Genomic DNA, 14,588 nt, shown 5'->3' with positions numbered 1-14,588 from the left:
GGCGCCTTCGGGAAGGGCGCTCAGCCCACGGCCGCCAGGGGATCCTGGTCGTCGGCGCCGCCCATGCTGCGGCGGTAATCCTGCAGGCGGGTGGTGCGCAGGGCCCTGGGGCCGTGGGCGTCGATCAGCCGCTGCCACGACAGGAACTCTTCCTCCGACAAGGTATAACGCGCGCAGGCCTCCTGCATGGTCAGCAGGCCGCTGCGCACCCCGTCCACCACCTGCGCCTTGCGCCGCATCACCCATCGCTTGGTGTCGGGCGGCGGAAGGTCGTCCAGGGTCAAGCCGGCGCCTTGCGCGGCGGCTTTGGCCGCATTACGACCCATCCCCCCGTTCAACAGCGCGCGGGGGCCGCGTCCGGCGTCCTGTGCCGACATGCCTTACCTCATACAGTGCCTATGCGCCCTGGACTCCACCAGGGCCTGCAGCACCATAAGGGCGGGGACGTTAAGAAGAACTGAACGTCCTATTACTTTCAGGCAGGTGCCCCTTCGCGCTTACGCGCCGGCGAGCACGCTGGTGACGTCGCTCATGTTCACGGTCATGTCGCCCATCTGCAGCGTCGGGGTGGCGCCGGACATGTCGACGCCGGTCACCTTGCCCGCCACCTTCACGGTGGTGTTCACCGGCTTGCCGCTGCTGTCGGTGGCGGTGACCTTCACGCTGTAGGTGCCGTCGGGCAGCACCTTGCCGGAGCTGTCCTTGCCGTCCCAGGAATAGTTGTGGGTGCCGGCGGCGCCGGAAACGTCGGTGGTGCTGACCAGGGCGCCGGTGCTGTCATAGACCGACATGGTGGCGGAGGCGGCGGTGCCGCCATAGGTTACGGAGACGTTCGCCGTGCTGTTCTGCAGCGGGAACTGGTCACCCTGCATCTCCACATATTTGCCCAGGTAGTTCAGTGCCTGGCTGGACTGACCCCCGGCCAGCGTCGACTGGATGGACTTCAGCTGGTTGTTGGCTTCGATCTGCTGTTCGACCGAGCTCATCTGCACCAGCTGCTGGGTCATCTGGTTGGTATCCATGGGCGACGTCGGATCCTGGTTCTTCAGCTGCGTGGTCAGCAGCGTCAGGAACGTCGTGTAGTTGTTCGTCAGGTCGCTCAGCGGGTTGCTGGCCGGCGTGTTGCTGCCCGACGAACCGCTGGGGTTGACGTTGTTGGTGTTGCTGGAACCGCTGACGGCATCGGTCATGATCGCTACTCCCTCAAATCTATCGTCAGATCCGCACGTCGACGCGGCCGAGCGATGGGATGATGGTGTCTTCTGACGCGGCCTCCTCGGGGGCGGCCGTGTCGTCCATGGAGAATTGGGCGCCGTTCTGCCCGCCGCGGCGTTCCTGCTGCTGCTGGGCCTGGCTGTCGTCCTTCAGGTTGAAGGACAGGCTGTCGTTGTCCGTCTGCAAGCCGGCATCCTGAAGGGCGGTCTTCAGGTCGTCGGAGTTGCGCTGCAGCAGGTCCAGCGTCTTGGCGTTGTCCGCCGTCACGCTGGCCCGCACCTTGCCGTCCTTGTGGAAGTCCAGCTTCACGTCGATGCTGCCCATGTCGTCCGGGGTCAGCTGGATGGTGACGCTGTCCATGCCGTTGCTGGCGGCTTTCTGAAAGCCCATCGTGACCTGCTGCAGCACCGGCGGGTACTGCGCCGGGCGGGCCGCCTGGGCCGTGCCGGCCATCTGGGCGGCGAAGCCCGTGGGGAAGGTGTGCTGGCCATCGACCAGGCCCATGAACCCGCTGGCGTTCAGTGCCGCGTCGCTGGCCGAGGCCGAGCCGCTGGTGCCGTCCGTGGCGGCGGGCAGCAGGCCGTTCTCCGTCGTGGCCAGCAGGCCGTTGCTGGCGGTGTTGGTCCGCCCGGCCTGCTGCTGTTGCAGCAGCGCCTGCAAGGTGGCCTGGGCCGAGGTCGCGGTGTTGGCGGCCGCGTTGCCGTTGCCGGCCGCGTTGGCCAATGCCGCCATGGGCGCAGTCGCCGCCGGCGTGGCCGCGTCGCCCACCTTGGCCAGGGGGGCCGCGGCGGCATGGGCGTCGGCGTAGATCATGCCGTTGTCGGCAGGTGCCGCCAGAACGCCGTTGCTGCTGCTGTCGTCGGTGGCGCTGTCGGCCGTCTGTTGCCGGGCCTGGTCCGCGGTGGTGGCCCCGGACTTCTGGTCGGGCAGGGTCGTGGCGGTCACGGTGGCACCCTGCGGCTTCCCCATGTCGCCCTTGGCACCCTTGGGCGCGCCGGTCTTGAGGCCGGAGCCCGAGGCGGCGACGCCGTCGGCCTTGCCCGTCTTGGTGGCGCCGTCAGTCGCCGTAGCGGCGGCCGTGGCGGCCAGCGCGGTGGCATCGGCCACGGTGCCGGTCTGGGCCTTGGCCGCCTGGGTCTGGGCCGCCTGGGTTTGGACGGCCTGTACCTGGGCTGATTGGACTTGGGTGGGGGCGCCGTTGGCGGGCGGAGCGGCGGTGGATGCGCGGCTGGTGACCGGCGGGGTGCCGGCGGCCAGCGCCGCAGCCTTCTGGTCGGCCACGGCCAGGCTGGAGGCAGCCGCGGAGGCGGCGCTGCCTTTGGCGGTCTGGGCTGGGCTGGGCTGTATGGCCTGGGCCGCCAGCGCCGCGTCGGCGGCGGTGGGCTCGGCCACCGGCGTCATGCCCGGGAGTGCCATGCCGGCCTGGGACGCGCCCATCTGCATCGCACCCGTCTGAGACGCACCCGCCTGGGGTGCGCCGATCTGGACCGCATCGGTTTTGGCGGTGTTGGCCTGGATCGCGTCCGCCTGGGCGGTACCGGCCTGGGCGACCGTTTGACCGGCAACGGCCTGGCTCGCGGCCGTCGCGTCCGTGGCGGCATCTGCCTTGATGGCGTCCGACGGCATCTGGCCGGCCGCGGTCTGCGCGGCCGGAACGGGAGGGGTGGGCTGCTGCTGTCCGCCCATGGCGGTGGCCAGTGCCGCCAGCGTGGTGTCGGTGGCGGTGCTGTCCTGCGTATCGGTGGCGGTCTGCCCGTCGGTGGCGCCGTCGGCCACATCGGCCATGACGGTCTTGGCCGACCAGTGGGTTTGCGTCCAGCCAGTGGCCGGCTGCAGGGCGGACGGTGTGTTGGCGGTGATGCCGGTCATCAGGGCGGTCACGGCCGTGCCCGTGGTGGTGCTCGCCGGAACCGGGCCGCCCTTGGCCTGCACGCCGCCCTTGCCTAGGGCGAAGGGAATGGTGGACGGCGTGAAGGGCGAGGTGGTCGCCGCGCCGTTGGCGCCGCCCGTGCCCTGACCGGCAGTGAGAAAGGCGCCGCTCTGGCCCGCTGACTGGCTGTTGACGGTGCTGGCGTCGACCATGCCGCTCAGCAACTGGGTGAACAGGTCCGCCGCCTCGCCGCCCGCCGCCGTGCCGCCCAGCAGACCGGACGCGGTGGTCCCCTGGGTGGGGAACAGGCTTTGAACGGACTGGAAACCGGTCATGTGTCGCTTCCTCGGGCCTGGGCGTGTCCATCGCCGGATGGCGGGGACGGTGGCGGGCAAAACGCCCACCGCCTGGGAAAGCAATCGACGTGCCAGGCGTCGGAAAGGTCCCAGCCAAGGTTTTCCAAGGGTTTCAGGGGTGGAACAGCCGGGCGGCTGGGAAAAGGTCTGCCGGGGATGGGAGCTTCTTGCCGCATGGGGCAGAATCTGCCGCCCCGTGGGCGCCCCCATGCGCCAGCGCCCGCCGCCGGCGCAGCGGCCGGGGCGGGTGGGAGCGCACGCCGGGGATGTGGCGGATCAGGTCAGAGGCACTGGTTCACGGCCAGGGGCGGGATGCCGGCCCGGCGATAGCCCGCCGGACGGGCGGCGCCGTGCTTGGCGACGTAGCCTTGTTCCTGGTTGCGCTGCTTGTTGATGGTGTTGACCATGATGTTGACCACCGACTGCGCCACGGCCGCCGCGGCGCGCAGCGTGGTCGCGTTCTCCATGGATTCCTTGTGGAACAGCTCGGCCAGGCTTTTCATGCGCGCCTTCAGTTCCGGATTGAGGGCGCGCAAGCCCACCATGTCCAGGCTGATGATGCGCACCGCATCCTCATAGCTTTTGGTCAGCAGGTGCTTGCGTTCCACCAGGGCCAGCATGGCCTTGATGTCGCGCTTTTTCAGCAGCGCCGTCTCTTCCTGGTACAGCGCCATCAGCCGCTCCATGGCGGCGATCAGCGACAGGGCGCGGGCTTCGGCCGGGCTGGCCATGGCCGGGGCGGGCGGGGGCAGGGTGGGGGCGTCGCTGGGGGTCATGGCGTGTCATCCGATGCGGCGTCGGAACTGATGGGGGGGCTGGCGGCGGCGTCCAGCGGCAGGTGCTGGGCCAGCGTGGCCTGCGCCTGGGCATAGGCGTTCTTGGGGGCGTTCTTGGGCGCCGCGGCCCCTGAGGCGGCGTTCTGGGGGCGGTGCAGCGGGTCGGCGCCGGCCGCCTTCTCCTGCATGCGCATCATTTCCTTCTTGATCTCGTCGGCGATGCCCAGGCCGCCACCTTTGGTGATGGCTTTGGCCTGCTCCTCGATCATCATGCCGCGGAACATCTCTTCCGCATGGCCGCCGCCGAAGTTCTCGTCGACCTTCACGCCTTCCCACATGTGCTGCAGCATCTGGCTGATGAAGACGGACTCGAACTCCTTGGCCGCCTTCTCGATGGCCGCGTCGTCCTTCATGCCGTTTCCGGAGCCGGCCTGCGGCTTGGGCGTTCCCTTTGCGTCCATCAGCGCCTTGGCGTCGTAGCCGGGGGGCGACAGCTTCATGTCGTCGCTCATCACATCACCTTCAGTTCGGCCTGCAGGGCGCCGGCGGCCTTGATCGACTGCAGGATGGAGATCATGTCGCGGGGACTGACGCCCAGGGCGTTCAGGCTCTGCACCAGATCCTGCAGGGACACGCCGGAGGGCAGGATGGCCAGCTTCTTACCCTGTCCGTCATCCACCTGGATGTTGGTACGGGGCACGGTGGTGGTGGTACCGTTGCTCAAGGGGCCGGGCTGGGACACTTGCGGTGTCTCCGTGATCTTGATGGTCAGGTTGCCCTGGGCGATGGCGACCGTGTTGATGCGCACGTTCTCACCCATCACGATCACGCCCGAGGCCTCATCGATGACCACGGTGGCCGGGTTGTCGGGGGCCACCTTCAGCTGCTCGATGTCGCGCATGAAGCCCACCAGGTCGGCCTTGCGGCCGGCCGGAACGTTCACCGTCACGTTGGACGGGTCCATGGCCATGGCCGTGCCCATGCCGATGGCGGCGTTGATGGCGTCGGCGATGCGCTTGGCGGTGGTGAAGTCGGGATTGTGCAGGGCCAGGTGCAGGGCCTGCATGTCGGACATCCGGAAGTCCACGGTGCGTTCCACCAGGGCGCCCGCGGCGATGCGGCCGGCGGTAGGAACGCCGCGCGTCACGCTGGCGGCGGCACCCTGCGCGGTGAAGCCGGAAATGGCCACGGGGCCCTGAGCCACCGCGTAGACGTCGCCGTCGGGCGCCAGCAGCGGCGTGCCCACCAGGATGCCGCCCTGCAGGCTCTTGGCGTCACCCAGCGTGCCGACCTGAACGTCGATGCGCGTCCCTTGCGCCGCGAAGGGGGGCAGGGTGGCGGTGACCATGACGGCCGCCACGTTCTTGGTGGTCAGCGTGGTGCCGCGGATGTTCACGCCCAGGCGTTCCAGCATGCCGTACAGGCTCTGCTGCGTGAAAGGGGCGTTGTTGATGGTGTCGCCGGTGCCGTTCAGGCCGACGACCAGGCCGTAGCCCACCAGGACGTTGTCGCGCACGCCCTCCACATCCACGATGTCCTTCAGGCGCGACTGCGCGCCGGCCGGCTGGGCGGCACCCAGGACCAGGACGGCGGCGGCCAGCACGATGGCGGCGCGCTTGAGGGCGCGACCCAGGGTGGTGGCGGAACGGATGCGGGCGTTCGTGAACACGGGGGGATACTCCCTGAATCAGATGCCGCTCCCCAAGCGAACTTCATGCCAACCGCAGCATGCGCCCAAATCCGGCGGTTTCCCAGGGGCAGCCGCCGGAACCAGGGCCGCCAGCCCCCGGTTATGACCGGAAGCGGCCGAATATCCCCGGCAAAAATTGCCCTATGCGCGTCTTCCCTGCGGGTGGTAACAATAAGACAGGCCGCAGGCCCGCCAAACCGGCGGAATCGCCCCCTTTTTCCGGCCCTGTCGGGGGAGGAACGGGTGATGAGGTCCGGGTGTACCGGGCGGCTGGCCCAGATTGCGGTGGCGGCACGACATGAAGATCCAAGGTCCCGGTTCCTCCCTTCCCTCCAGCCAGACGCGCAAAACGCAACGGGCCGGCGGCGACAGCTTCCGCACCCAGGTATCCGAAGGCGACGGTGATGAGGGCGTGAAGTCCATGACCGGCGCGCAGACCGCGATGGCCATCACGCCGCTGCTGGCCCTGCAAGAGGTCGACGACGCGCTGAACTCCAAGCGCAAGGCCCGCCAGCGGGCGGAAAATCTGTTGGACAAGCTGGACGAGCTGCGGCTGGGCCTGCTGGCCGGCACCTTCCCGCGCGAACGGCTGCAGGATCTGGTGCGCATGGTGCAGAGCCGGCGCGAGACGGTGGCCGACCCCCGCCTGCAGGAAGTGCTGGATGAGATCGACCTGCGCGCGCAGGTGGAACTGGCCAAGTTCGAATCGGCGTCGCGCTGAGGCGCGGGGGAGAGGGGTGGCGCAACGCGGCCGCCCGCGGACGGAGAGCCGTCCTATTCTTATACGCTTATACCTGTAATCCGAATGGCCGGCCGCCTTCTCGCTTTGGGCGGGAGTGGGCACAATTCCCATCCATTTCAGTGGCTTAAACATCGCATCCCGATGCTGCGCGCAGTATTGCGGGTTGCGTTGCGTCTCCCTATACTCCGCGCCGTCTCGATCACACTGGATTCGGACCAAAACATATGTCGTCTCCGATACTTCCCCCGGATTACCGCCCGTCCGAGGATGAGCCGTACATGAGCCCCGTGATGACGGAGTACTTCCGTCAGAAGCTGCTGCAATGGCGTGCGGAGCTTTTGAAGGAGTCCACCGAAACCCTGGTCAATCTCCAGGATGGCGGCATTCAGGAACCGGACATCGCCGACCGCGCCTCGGCGGAAACCGACCGGTCCCTGGAACTGCGCACCCGGGACCGGGAGCGCAAGCTGATCAGCAAGATCGATGAGGCCATCGAACGAATCGAACTGGGCGAATACGGCTATTGCGAGGAGACGGGGGAGCCCATCGGTGTCCGCCGCCTGGAGGCCCGCCCCATCGCCACCCTGTCGGTGGAAGCCCAGGAACGGCATGAGCGGATGGAGCGCACGCAGCGCGACGATTGAACCCGCAGCTGGGCGTGGCGGCCTTGGGGCCGTCACGTCGCAGTTCAGTATATGTTCCGGTGCCGGCGCAGAACGGTGGATGGCGTTTCGCCGAACGCCGCCAGGAAATCCTTACTGAAACGACTTAGATCGCTGTAACCACAGGAAAGGGCGATCTCTGTGACGGTAAGCGCGGGCAGTCCGCTCTCCGCCATCAGGCGCGCGCGTTTCAGTCGCGTCCGTTTCAGGAACTCCATGGGTGAATAACCGCGGTGTTCGGCGAACGCGCGAAAGACGCTGCGCGCGCTGGCTCCGGTGGCCCTGACGATATCCTCGATCGTCAGGGGGTCGTCGGCGTGGGCTTCGATGAAGTCTTCTGCCCGTCGGACTTGCCACGGCGCGATCCCACGAACAGGGCCGTCGAGGATGGGCCGGTAGTCATGCGTGCCGGTGACCAGCAAAGAGGTCGTCAGCGCCTGCTCCAACTCCGCCAGAACCAGACGGGCGGCGGGCCCGGGCAAGTTGTTCGCGGCGTTGGCCAAGTTGGAGAGAATCTCCCTCAAGGCGCGCCCGTTGGGGGTCTGGAGGTCCAGCGCGGCTTTGAAGTTCAACGGGCCATCTATGGCCTCGCCGGTCAGGGCGGCGAGTTTTCTAGTCAACATGGCAACCGGCACGCGCCAGGCGAATTGCTGGAATCCCTGATGAAAATCGATCTTCGCATCAGCGGAGGAGACGCAGGCCATGGTTGGGGCCAAGGCGACAGCCTGACCAGCGGTGCTTGTCTGGCCGCTACCCGTCCAAGGGATTTGCAGCCTCATGTATGTCCCTTCACTAAAGTTCAGTGTGACGGGAAAGCCATAAGAACAAAACCAGAGGTCACTTCCCGGGAGGCGGCAATGGTTCGCCCGGGTGTCGCAGGTCGGCATTGAGACAGGCCCTCGCACTACCGTGGCGGCAAGGCGGCTCTCGGCGAACGCCACCGCTTCGTCCGTCTTCGACGTGTTGAAGGACAAGTGATTGGACAGCGGTAAGGCGGCTGTTCCCGCGTCCGTGCGTGTTGCGGCCAATGTCCTATCGTCCTCGCGCTCAGGTCATACGATGATCGTGCTGGCGTCGATTCGTACCATCTCCAAGGTGGCGAAGCCACTGAGCGAGATCAAACCTAACCCGATGATCTCCGGATTCGGCGCTTGACGCCAAGCTCTGGCGCCGTACGACAAGTAAAAATCCATAAGATTGTTAGGATAAAATGTCGCATTGCCAACAAATATAGGAAAATTTAGATCAGATAGAACAACATAACATCATTACGAGTCGACTGGTATATATCTTTTATATTATAAAGGAGTTGGCTTTATTAACGGTCAATTAACAAATAATACTCTAAATCAGTATTGTGTGGATCGGCAATGATGATTCCTGGCAGCGATACGCTGTCGACGTCCGCCAGATCAGCCGCAAATACATGGAGGTGCCCAATGTTCGAAACGCGTCACAGCCGTGAAATGGCCGGGAAGCTGGCGGCCTTGGACAAGTCTCAAGCCATCATCGAGTTTGCCCTCGATGGCACGATCCTGGCGGCCAACGCCAATTTCCTGAAGGTCATGGGCTATACCTGGGATGAAATCAAAGGTCGTCATCACAGCCTGTTCATGGAGCCGAGGCTCAAGGAAAGCGCCGAGTACGCGCGGTTTTGGGACGTCCTGCGAAGGGGGGAGTTCCAGGCGGCGCAGTTCAAACGGATCGGCAAGGGCGGGAGGGAGGTCTGGATCGAGGCGTCCTACAATCCGATCTGTGACCGCAGCGGGCGGCCTTTCAAGGTCGTCAAATTCGCCACCGATGTGACGGCGCAAAAGATGGAATATGTCGACCTGCGCGGCCAGGTTGAGGCGATCAATAAATCCCAGGCGGTGATCGAGTTCGCGATGGATGGGACGATCCTTACGGCCAACGGGAATTTCCTCCGGACCATGGGATACTCGCTTGATGAGATAAGGGGCCGCCACCACAGCTTATTTGTCGATGCGGAGACGCGGGACAGCGGCGCTTATCACGCTTTTTGGCGAGACCTACGACGGGGTGAATTCCGTGCGGCGCAATTCAAGCGCCTCGGCAAAGGCGGGAAGGAGGTCTGGATCGAGGCCTCCTACAACCCCATTCTCGACCTCAACGGCAAGCCGTTCAAAGTGGTGAAGTATGCGACCGACATCACCGCCCATGTCCAGACGATGGCGGATCTGAAGACCCTCATTGATCGGAATTTCGGTGAGATTGATCAAGCCGTGACGCAGTCGGCCCAGCAGTCCGAGGATGCCGCTCAGGCCGCGGGCGAGACGTCCGGCGCGGTCCAGATGATGGCGTCAAGCGCGGAGGAACTAGCCGCTTCCATCCGCGAAATCGCGCAGAGCATGACCCAGTCCCGGTCGGCGGCCGAAAATACCGCCGAACTGGCGGTGCGCGCCGACGCGGCCACCCAGCGCCTGGCTGAGGTCGCGAAATCGATGGAAGGCGTGGTTGACGTCATCCGCACCATCGCCGGACAGATCAATTTGCTGGCGTTGAACGCGACCATAGAGGCAGCGCGGGCAGGGGACGCCGGCAAGGGCTTCGCCGTGGTGGCGACGGAGGTCAAGAACCTGGCCAACCAGTCCGCGAAGGCTACCCAGAAGATCTCGGAGGAGATCGAGGGCATGCAGGCCGTGTCCGGTGACGTGGTCGGCTCGCTGGACGCTATCCGCCAATCCATCAGCACGGTGCGGGAGTTCGTGGCATCGACCGCCAGCGCCGTGGAGGAGCAGAGCGCCGTCACCCGCGACATGTCGTCGAACATGCAGAAGACGGCCGGTGCCGTGGAAACGGTGACCCGCAGCCTGTCCAGCATCTCGGCCGCCAATCAGCAGGTGGGCGAAGCGGTGGGGCGGACCAAGGAAGCCGCCCGCGTCCTGGCTCGTTAGTTTTCAAGGGCTGTCAGTACCTGGATAAAAGAAGGGCCGGTGCACGCGACACCGGCCCTTTTCAGTTTGTTCGAGGTCAACAAAGGTCCACAGAGGCCCCGTGGACGCGGGGGACTAACAGGCGAAAATGGAACTCGGGTGATCCGCTGCGGCCGCGTCGGCCGAAAGGTTGTGGGGAAACCCGGCGGCGGGGGCTCCGCCGGGCCGCTGTCAGAGGATGGTGGTCAGGTGGTCATCAGAAGGGCAGGAGGACATCCAGCAGCTGCTGGCCGTAGCGTTCCTGCTGCACATCGGTGATCTGGCCGCGGCCACCGTACGAGATGCGGGCTTCGGCGATCTTCTCGTAGGAAATGGCGTTGGTGTTGTCGATGTCCTCGGGCCGGATGATGCCCTGGATGGTCAGCTCGCGCAGTTCGTAGTTCACGCGCACTTCCTGCTTGCCCTGGATGACCAGGTTGCCATTGGGCAGGACCTGGGTGATCAGGGCGGCGATCTTCAGGTCGATCTTTTCGGAGCGGGCGACCGTGCCCTTGCCGTCCGAAGCCTTGGCACTGGTGGTCGACACCAGGCTGGAAGCCGAGGTGGCGGAGTTCAACACCTTCGGGATCTGGGCCTCCAGGCCGAAGAAGTTGGGGATGCCCATGCTGTCGGAATTGGCACGCGACCGCTTGGTCTCGTTGGAGACGTCGGCGCTGTCGTTGATGGAGATGGCGATGGTCAGGATGTCGCCGGTCTGGCTGGCGCGCTGGTCCTTGAAGAAGGCGCGGGCACCCGGCCGCCACAGCGAGTTGGCCTGGCGCTCCAGCACCGGCGGGGTGGGCATGGGCATGCGCACCGGCTGGTAGCCCTTCTGCGTCGTGGGGTCGGACAGGGTGCTCATGTCCGGCGCCTTGCCGATGTTGTTGATGCGGTCGACGGCGCCGCAGCCGCTGAGCGCCACGGCGGCGACGGTGGCGATGAGGAGAGCGCGGATGGTGGAAGGCACAGGCATGATGTCTCTCCTCAATTCAGGGCGGTACGGGTGGTGCGGGTCGCGGCGGCGTTGAACTGCCCCTGGGGGGCCTGGCCAATGGGGGCTTGGGCCGTCGGCTGCACCATGACAAGGTCGGGGCCGGCGACACGGGCATCGATGGTCCGGTTGCTGGCGGTGTTGGTGACGCGGATGATCTCGTTGACGCCGCCTTCGGTCTGGGCGCGACCCTGGACCGTCAGGGTCATGTTGCCGGACTGCAGCATCATGGTGACCAGGGCGCCGCGGGTGACCACCACCGGCGCCCGCACCTCATCGGTGCGCACCGGCTGGTAGGGGCTGGCGCCGTGGCGCACGGTCAGGCCGATCAGGTCGCGCGCCTCGGTCACCACGTCACCGCTGATGCGGGTGCGCGGCACCTTGGTCCATTCCACGTCGCTGGCGGCGATGGTCTCGCCAGGGGCCACGCGGCGGTTCAGCACCGGCAGGGTGACCATGACGGCCACGCGGGCGCCGAAGCTCTGGCGAATGACGGGTTCGCCCTTGGCCGGGATCACCAGGTCGCCGGTGGCGCGGCCGCGGGCGGCGTCGTAGTTCACGTTGGTGAAGCCGATGCTGCTGTCGCTGTTGGCCGGCAGGCGCAGGACGGTGCCTGGGTTGTCCAGCTGCACTTCCATGCCGGCCGGCGCGCCGGCGTCGGCCAGGGCCTTGGTGAAGGCGGCCTGGATCTGGTCGGCGGTCACGTCCACCGAGGGGCGGCTGACGATCACGCGCTCGTTACCGGTGGACTTCCAAGCCACGCCGTTGGCGGCGGCGATGCGGTCCAGCACCGAGGCGTCGTAGGTGATGCGGTGGCCGGGCGCCGGGGCCTGGCCGATGACGATGGTGGCCTGGTTGGGGCCCAGCGCGTCGAACAGGTCGCCCAGGTGGATGGTGTCGGCGTTGACGTCCACATCGCCGTGCAGGTCGGCGGCCGTGGCGGCGCCGGCGCTGAAAAGGATGCTGGTGCCCAGCAGGATGGTGGCCAAGGCTTTCATGACTGTTCTCCGCTATCCGCCGTCATCACTTCATGTTCGTGATGGACTGCAGCATCTGGTCCGTCGTGGTCACGACGCGCGAGTTCATCTCGTAGGCGCGCTGCGCCTGGATCAGGTTGGTGATCTCGGTCACGACGTTGACGTTGGAGGTTTCCAGCGCGTTCTGGGTGATGCGGCCGAAGCCGGTGGAGCCGGGGACGGCCGTGGCCGGCTGGCCCGAGGCCGGGGTTTCCAGCAGCAGGTTGTCACCGATGGCTTCCAGGCCGGCCGCGTTGGGGAAGTTCGCCAAGGTCAGCTGGCCGACGATGGCCGGGTTCACCTGGCCGTCGATCTTGGCCTGCACCTGGCCCGAGGCGTCCACCGAGATGTCCACCGCGTTCTGCGGAATGGTGAAGCCGGGGTTCAGCAGGTAGCCGTCGGAGGTGACGACCTGGCTGTTGGCATTCAGCGAGAAGGAGCCGGCGCGGGTGTAGGCGATCTGGCCGCTGGGCAGCGTCACCTGGAAGAAGCCGTTGCCGTTGATCGCCAGGTCCAGGCTGTTGCCGGTGGTGGTGATGTTGCCCTGCTCGTTGATGCGGTACACGGCCGCCGTCTTCACGCCGGCGCCGATCTGGATGCCGGTCGGGACGATGGTGCCGGCATCGGAGGAGTTGGAACCGACGCGGCGCATGTTCTGGTAGAGCAAGTCCTGGAATTCGGCGCGCTGGCGCTTGAACCCGGTCGTCGTCATGTTCGCGATGTTGTTCGAGATGACTTCGACGTTGGTCTGCTGGGCCTGCATACCCGTGGCGGCGATGGAGAGGCTGCGCATGATCTGTTTCTCCTACTTCTTCGGCGTCACGAGGGCGTTATTGGGCTTTGGCGAGGTGGCTGATCGCGTTGCGGATGCGATCGTGTTCCTCGTCCACCAGCTTCTGGGTCATCTGGTATTGGCGCAGCACGTCGATCATCGCGGTGGATTCGACGATGGCCTGCACGTTGGAGGCCTCGACCGCACCCTGCGTCACCTGCGGGTTGGCCGAGGGGCGCGGCGTCTGGGTCGTGGTCATCAGGCCGCCGCCCAAGGTCTGCATCTGCTGCTGGTCGTCGAAGCTGACGATCTTCAGCTTGCCCAACTGGGCGCGGTCGGCCATCACGGTGCCGTCGCCCTGGATCTTCAGGTCGGTGGTGCCGTCGGGGACGGTGATGCGGTTGTCGTTGGTGTCCAGCACGGGCAGGCCGTTCTGGTCCACGATCTCACGACGGTCGTTCAGCTGGAAATTGCCGGCGCGGGTGTAGCGCGGGCCGGACAGCGTCTCCACCGTGAAGTAGCCGTCGCCCTTCAGCGCCAGGTCCAGGGTGTTGTTCGTCACCTGCAGGGCGCCGGCGCGGGTGTCGCGCATCAGGCCGTAGTCCTGGACGAAGGAGACCCGTTCGCCGCGGGCCGGCTTCTCCAGGTATTCCTGGAACAGCATGCGCTGCTGCTTGTAGCCCGTCGTGTTCATGTTGGCGATGTTGTTCGCCACCACATCCAGCTGCCGGGACAGCGCCTCCTGACGGGACAGCGCCACGTAAATCGGGTTTTCCATTTTCGCCTCGAACGTCGCTGCCGGTCGATGCCGGCCGCTTGTTAGTCGCCTCCCTATATGCAGGGGGTGTGCCAACATTCGGGATCAATGGAAATCAATGACTTAGCTTGGGGCGGGGTGGGCAAGGACGGCAGGGGCTTCCCCTTGCGGCAGTTTCTGCCGGACCAGGGGGGCCAAGCTGGTTCCGGGCGGCGGTTTTTACCCCCCGATCCGGTACCGTCTCCAAAAGCCGACCGCCCGCCCCTTTAGGGGGCGGGCGGTCGAACCTTGAATCGGATGAGAGATGCCAGGATCAGGCGGCGTCGGCCGCGACCTGCATCTTCACGATCTTGTCGGGGTCGGTGACGCTGCCGTTGTCACGGCGGCTGCCCTTCTTCAGGGCGTCGACGAATTCCATGCCCTCGGTGACCTTGCCCCAGACGGTGTACTGGCGGTCCAGGAAGGTGGCGTCGTCGAAGCAGATGAAGAACTGGCTGTCGGCGCTGTCCGGGTTCATGGCGCGGGCCATGGAGCAGACACCGCGCACATGCGGCTCGGCCGAGAATTCCGCCTTCAGCTTCTTGCCCGAACCGCCGGTACCGTCGCCGATGGGGCAGCCGCCCTGGGCCATGAAGCCCTCGATGACACGGTGGAAGCTCAGGCCGTTGTAGAAGCCGTCGCGGGCCAGTTCCTTGATGCGGGCGACATGGTTGGGGGCCAGGTCGGGGCGGAGCGCGATGACGACGCGGCCGGCCGGCAGGTCGAGATACAGGGTGTTCTCAAGATCCATTTTGGGAAGCTCGTTCTT

At 66.1% G+C, this 14,588-nt stretch carries 16 protein-coding genes; 4 read left to right on the top strand and 12 right to left on the bottom strand.

Annotated elements, in window-relative coordinates; translation table 11 throughout:
* Window positions 1-20: 20 nt before the first annotated feature.
* The 6 genes from sciP to P5F91_RS14905 all read right to left on the bottom strand — a co-directional run bounded on the left by sciP (window position 21) and on the right by P5F91_RS14905 (window position 5,886).
* Complete coding sequence (gene sciP / locus P5F91_RS14930; protein ID WP_425465725.1) at window positions 21-377, bottom strand: CtrA inhibitor SciP; 357 nt, start codon at window positions 375-377, stop codon at window positions 21-23.
* A gap of 120 nt (window positions 378-497) precedes the next feature.
* Complete coding sequence (locus tag P5F91_RS14925) at window positions 498-1,190, bottom strand: flagellar hook capping FlgD N-terminal domain-containing protein (RefSeq protein ID WP_145609218.1); 693 nt, start codon at window positions 1,188-1,190, stop codon at window positions 498-500.
* Window positions 1,191-1,215: 25 nt separating this feature from the next.
* Window positions 1,216-3,420 (bottom strand): flagellar hook-length control protein FliK, encoded by a 2,205-nt coding sequence (locus P5F91_RS14920; RefSeq protein ID WP_186454580.1) that lies wholly within the window; start codon window positions 3,418-3,420, stop codon window positions 1,216-1,218.
* A 302-nt stretch (window positions 3,421-3,722) separates the two neighbouring features.
* Window positions 3,723-4,217 carry a flagellar protein FlgN gene (locus P5F91_RS14915; protein WP_145609220.1) on the bottom strand — a complete coding sequence of 165 codons (495 nt, stop codon included), beginning with the start codon at window positions 4,215-4,217 and terminating at the stop codon, window positions 3,723-3,725.
* On the bottom strand, window positions 4,214-4,729 hold the full coding sequence (locus P5F91_RS14910) for a rod-binding protein (RefSeq protein ID WP_145609221.1): 516 nt from the start codon (window positions 4,727-4,729) through the stop codon (window positions 4,214-4,216). Before P5F91_RS14910 ends, P5F91_RS14915 begins: the two co-directional genes overlap by 4 nt.
* Window positions 4,729-5,886 carry a flagellar basal body P-ring protein FlgI gene (locus tag P5F91_RS14905; RefSeq protein ID WP_338424076.1) on the bottom strand — a complete coding sequence of 386 codons (1,158 nt, stop codon included), beginning with the start codon at window positions 5,884-5,886 and terminating at the stop codon, window positions 4,729-4,731. The genes P5F91_RS14910 and P5F91_RS14905 overlap by 1 nt, the downstream gene beginning before the upstream one ends.
* 319 nt (window positions 5,887-6,205) lie before the next feature.
* On the opposite strand from P5F91_RS14905, the gene P5F91_RS14900 reads away from it, so the two are divergent.
* Together P5F91_RS14900 and dksA are read left to right on the top strand one after the other, a co-directional pair.
* Window positions 6,206-6,628 carry a flagellar assembly protein FliX gene (locus tag P5F91_RS14900; RefSeq protein WP_145609222.1) on the top strand — a complete coding sequence of 141 codons (423 nt, stop codon included), beginning with the start codon at window positions 6,206-6,208 and terminating at the stop codon, window positions 6,626-6,628.
* A 245-nt stretch (window positions 6,629-6,873) separates the two neighbouring features.
* Window positions 6,874-7,293: an RNA polymerase-binding protein DksA gene (gene dksA / locus P5F91_RS14895; RefSeq protein ID WP_004272667.1), complete on the top strand. Its 420-nt coding sequence runs from the start codon at window positions 6,874-6,876 to the stop codon at window positions 7,291-7,293.
* Between the two features lie 44 nt (window positions 7,294-7,337).
* On the opposite strand, the gene P5F91_RS14890 is transcribed toward dksA, so the two are convergent.
* Window positions 7,338-8,198 carry an AraC family transcriptional regulator gene (locus tag P5F91_RS14890; RefSeq protein WP_246134291.1) on the bottom strand — a complete coding sequence of 287 codons (861 nt, stop codon included), beginning with the start codon at window positions 8,196-8,198 and terminating at the stop codon, window positions 7,338-7,340.
* A gap of 91 nt (window positions 8,199-8,289) precedes the next feature.
* Here P5F91_RS14890 and P5F91_RS14885 point away from each other — a divergent pair, with 91 nt between their 5' ends.
* Together P5F91_RS14885 and P5F91_RS14880 are read left to right on the top strand one after the other, a co-directional pair.
* Entirely contained in the window at window positions 8,290-8,466 is a 177-nt protein-coding gene (locus P5F91_RS14885; RefSeq protein WP_277907523.1) for a hypothetical protein, read from the top strand.
* 284 nt (window positions 8,467-8,750) lie between these two features.
* Complete coding sequence (locus P5F91_RS14880) at window positions 8,751-10,226, top strand: methyl-accepting chemotaxis protein (RefSeq protein ID WP_277907522.1); 1,476 nt, start codon at window positions 8,751-8,753, stop codon at window positions 10,224-10,226.
* A gap of 235 nt (window positions 10,227-10,461) precedes the next feature.
* Here P5F91_RS14880 and flgH read toward each other — a convergent pair whose 3' ends face one another.
* The 5 genes from flgH to P5F91_RS14855 all read right to left on the bottom strand — a co-directional run bounded on the left by flgH (window position 10,462) and on the right by P5F91_RS14855 (window position 14,570).
* Complete coding sequence (gene flgH / locus P5F91_RS14875; RefSeq protein WP_145609225.1) at window positions 10,462-11,217, bottom strand: flagellar basal body L-ring protein FlgH; 756 nt, start codon at window positions 11,215-11,217, stop codon at window positions 10,462-10,464.
* A gap of 11 nt (window positions 11,218-11,228) precedes the next feature.
* Window positions 11,229-12,233, bottom strand: a complete 1,005-nt coding sequence (gene flgA / locus P5F91_RS14870; RefSeq protein ID WP_145609226.1) for a flagellar basal body P-ring formation chaperone FlgA — start codon at window positions 12,231-12,233, stop codon at window positions 11,229-11,231.
* Window positions 12,234-12,258: 25 nt separating this feature from the next.
* Entirely contained in the window at window positions 12,259-13,044 is a 786-nt protein-coding gene (flgG, locus tag P5F91_RS14865; protein ID WP_145609227.1) for a flagellar basal-body rod protein FlgG, read from the bottom strand.
* Window positions 13,045-13,081: 37 nt separating this feature from the next.
* On the bottom strand, window positions 13,082-13,801 hold the full coding sequence (flgF, locus tag P5F91_RS14860; protein WP_145609228.1) for a flagellar basal-body rod protein FlgF: 720 nt from the start codon (window positions 13,799-13,801) through the stop codon (window positions 13,082-13,084).
* Window positions 13,802-14,093: 292 nt separating this feature from the next.
* Window positions 14,094-14,570 (bottom strand): peptidylprolyl isomerase, encoded by a 477-nt coding sequence (locus P5F91_RS14855; protein ID WP_004272662.1) that lies wholly within the window; start codon window positions 14,568-14,570, stop codon window positions 14,094-14,096.
* Between the last annotated feature and the right edge of the window lie 18 nt (window positions 14,571-14,588).

It is taken from the genome of Nitrospirillum amazonense (genome assembly GCF_029594735.1).
Lineage (GTDB): Bacteria > Pseudomonadota > Alphaproteobacteria > Azospirillales > Azospirillaceae > Nitrospirillum > Nitrospirillum amazonense.
This window is presented reverse-complemented; position numbering and strand designations above follow the sequence as displayed.

Bases quoted from the DNA above. Each gene is read 5' to 3' on its own strand.
- P5F91_RS14900 (WP_145609222.1), top strand. From the start codon at position 6,206: ATGAAGATCCAAGGTCCCGGTTCCTCCCTTCCCTCCAGCCAGACGCGC.
- P5F91_RS14880 (WP_277907522.1), top strand. From the start codon at position 8,751: ATGTTCGAAACGCGTCACAGCCGTGAAATGGCCGGGAAGCTGGCGGCC.
- flgA (WP_145609226.1), bottom strand. From the start codon at position 12,233: ATGAAAGCCTTGGCCACCATCCTGCTGGGCACCAGCATCCTTTTCAGC.
- P5F91_RS14920 (WP_186454580.1), bottom strand. From the start codon at position 3,420: ATGACCGGTTTCCAGTCCGTTCAAAGCCTGTTCCCCACCCAGGGGACC.
- P5F91_RS14855 (WP_004272662.1), bottom strand. From the start codon at position 14,570: ATGGATCTTGAGAACACCCTGTATCTCGACCTGCCGGCCGGCCGCGTC.
- P5F91_RS14925 (WP_145609218.1), bottom strand. From the start codon at position 1,190: ATGACCGATGCCGTCAGCGGTTCCAGCAACACCAACAACGTCAACCCC.
- P5F91_RS14910 (WP_145609221.1), bottom strand. From the start codon at position 4,729: ATGAGCGACGACATGAAGCTGTCGCCCCCCGGCTACGACGCCAAGGCG.
- flgH (WP_145609225.1), bottom strand. From the start codon at position 11,217: ATGCCTGTGCCTTCCACCATCCGCGCTCTCCTCATCGCCACCGTCGCC.
- P5F91_RS14915 (WP_145609220.1), bottom strand. From the start codon at position 4,217: ATGACCCCCAGCGACGCCCCCACCCTGCCCCCGCCCGCCCCGGCCATG.
- flgF (WP_145609228.1), bottom strand. From the start codon at position 13,801: ATGGAAAACCCGATTTACGTGGCGCTGTCCCGTCAGGAGGCGCTGTCC.
- P5F91_RS14890 (WP_246134291.1), bottom strand. From the start codon at position 8,198: ATGCCGACCTGCGACACCCGGGCGAACCATTGCCGCCTCCCGGGAAGT.
- flgG (WP_145609227.1), bottom strand. From the start codon at position 13,044: ATGCGCAGCCTCTCCATCGCCGCCACGGGTATGCAGGCCCAGCAGACC.
- sciP (WP_425465725.1), bottom strand. From the start codon at position 377: ATGTCGGCACAGGACGCCGGACGCGGCCCCCGCGCGCTGTTGAACGGG.
- dksA (WP_004272667.1), top strand. From the start codon at position 6,874: ATGTCGTCTCCGATACTTCCCCCGGATTACCGCCCGTCCGAGGATGAG.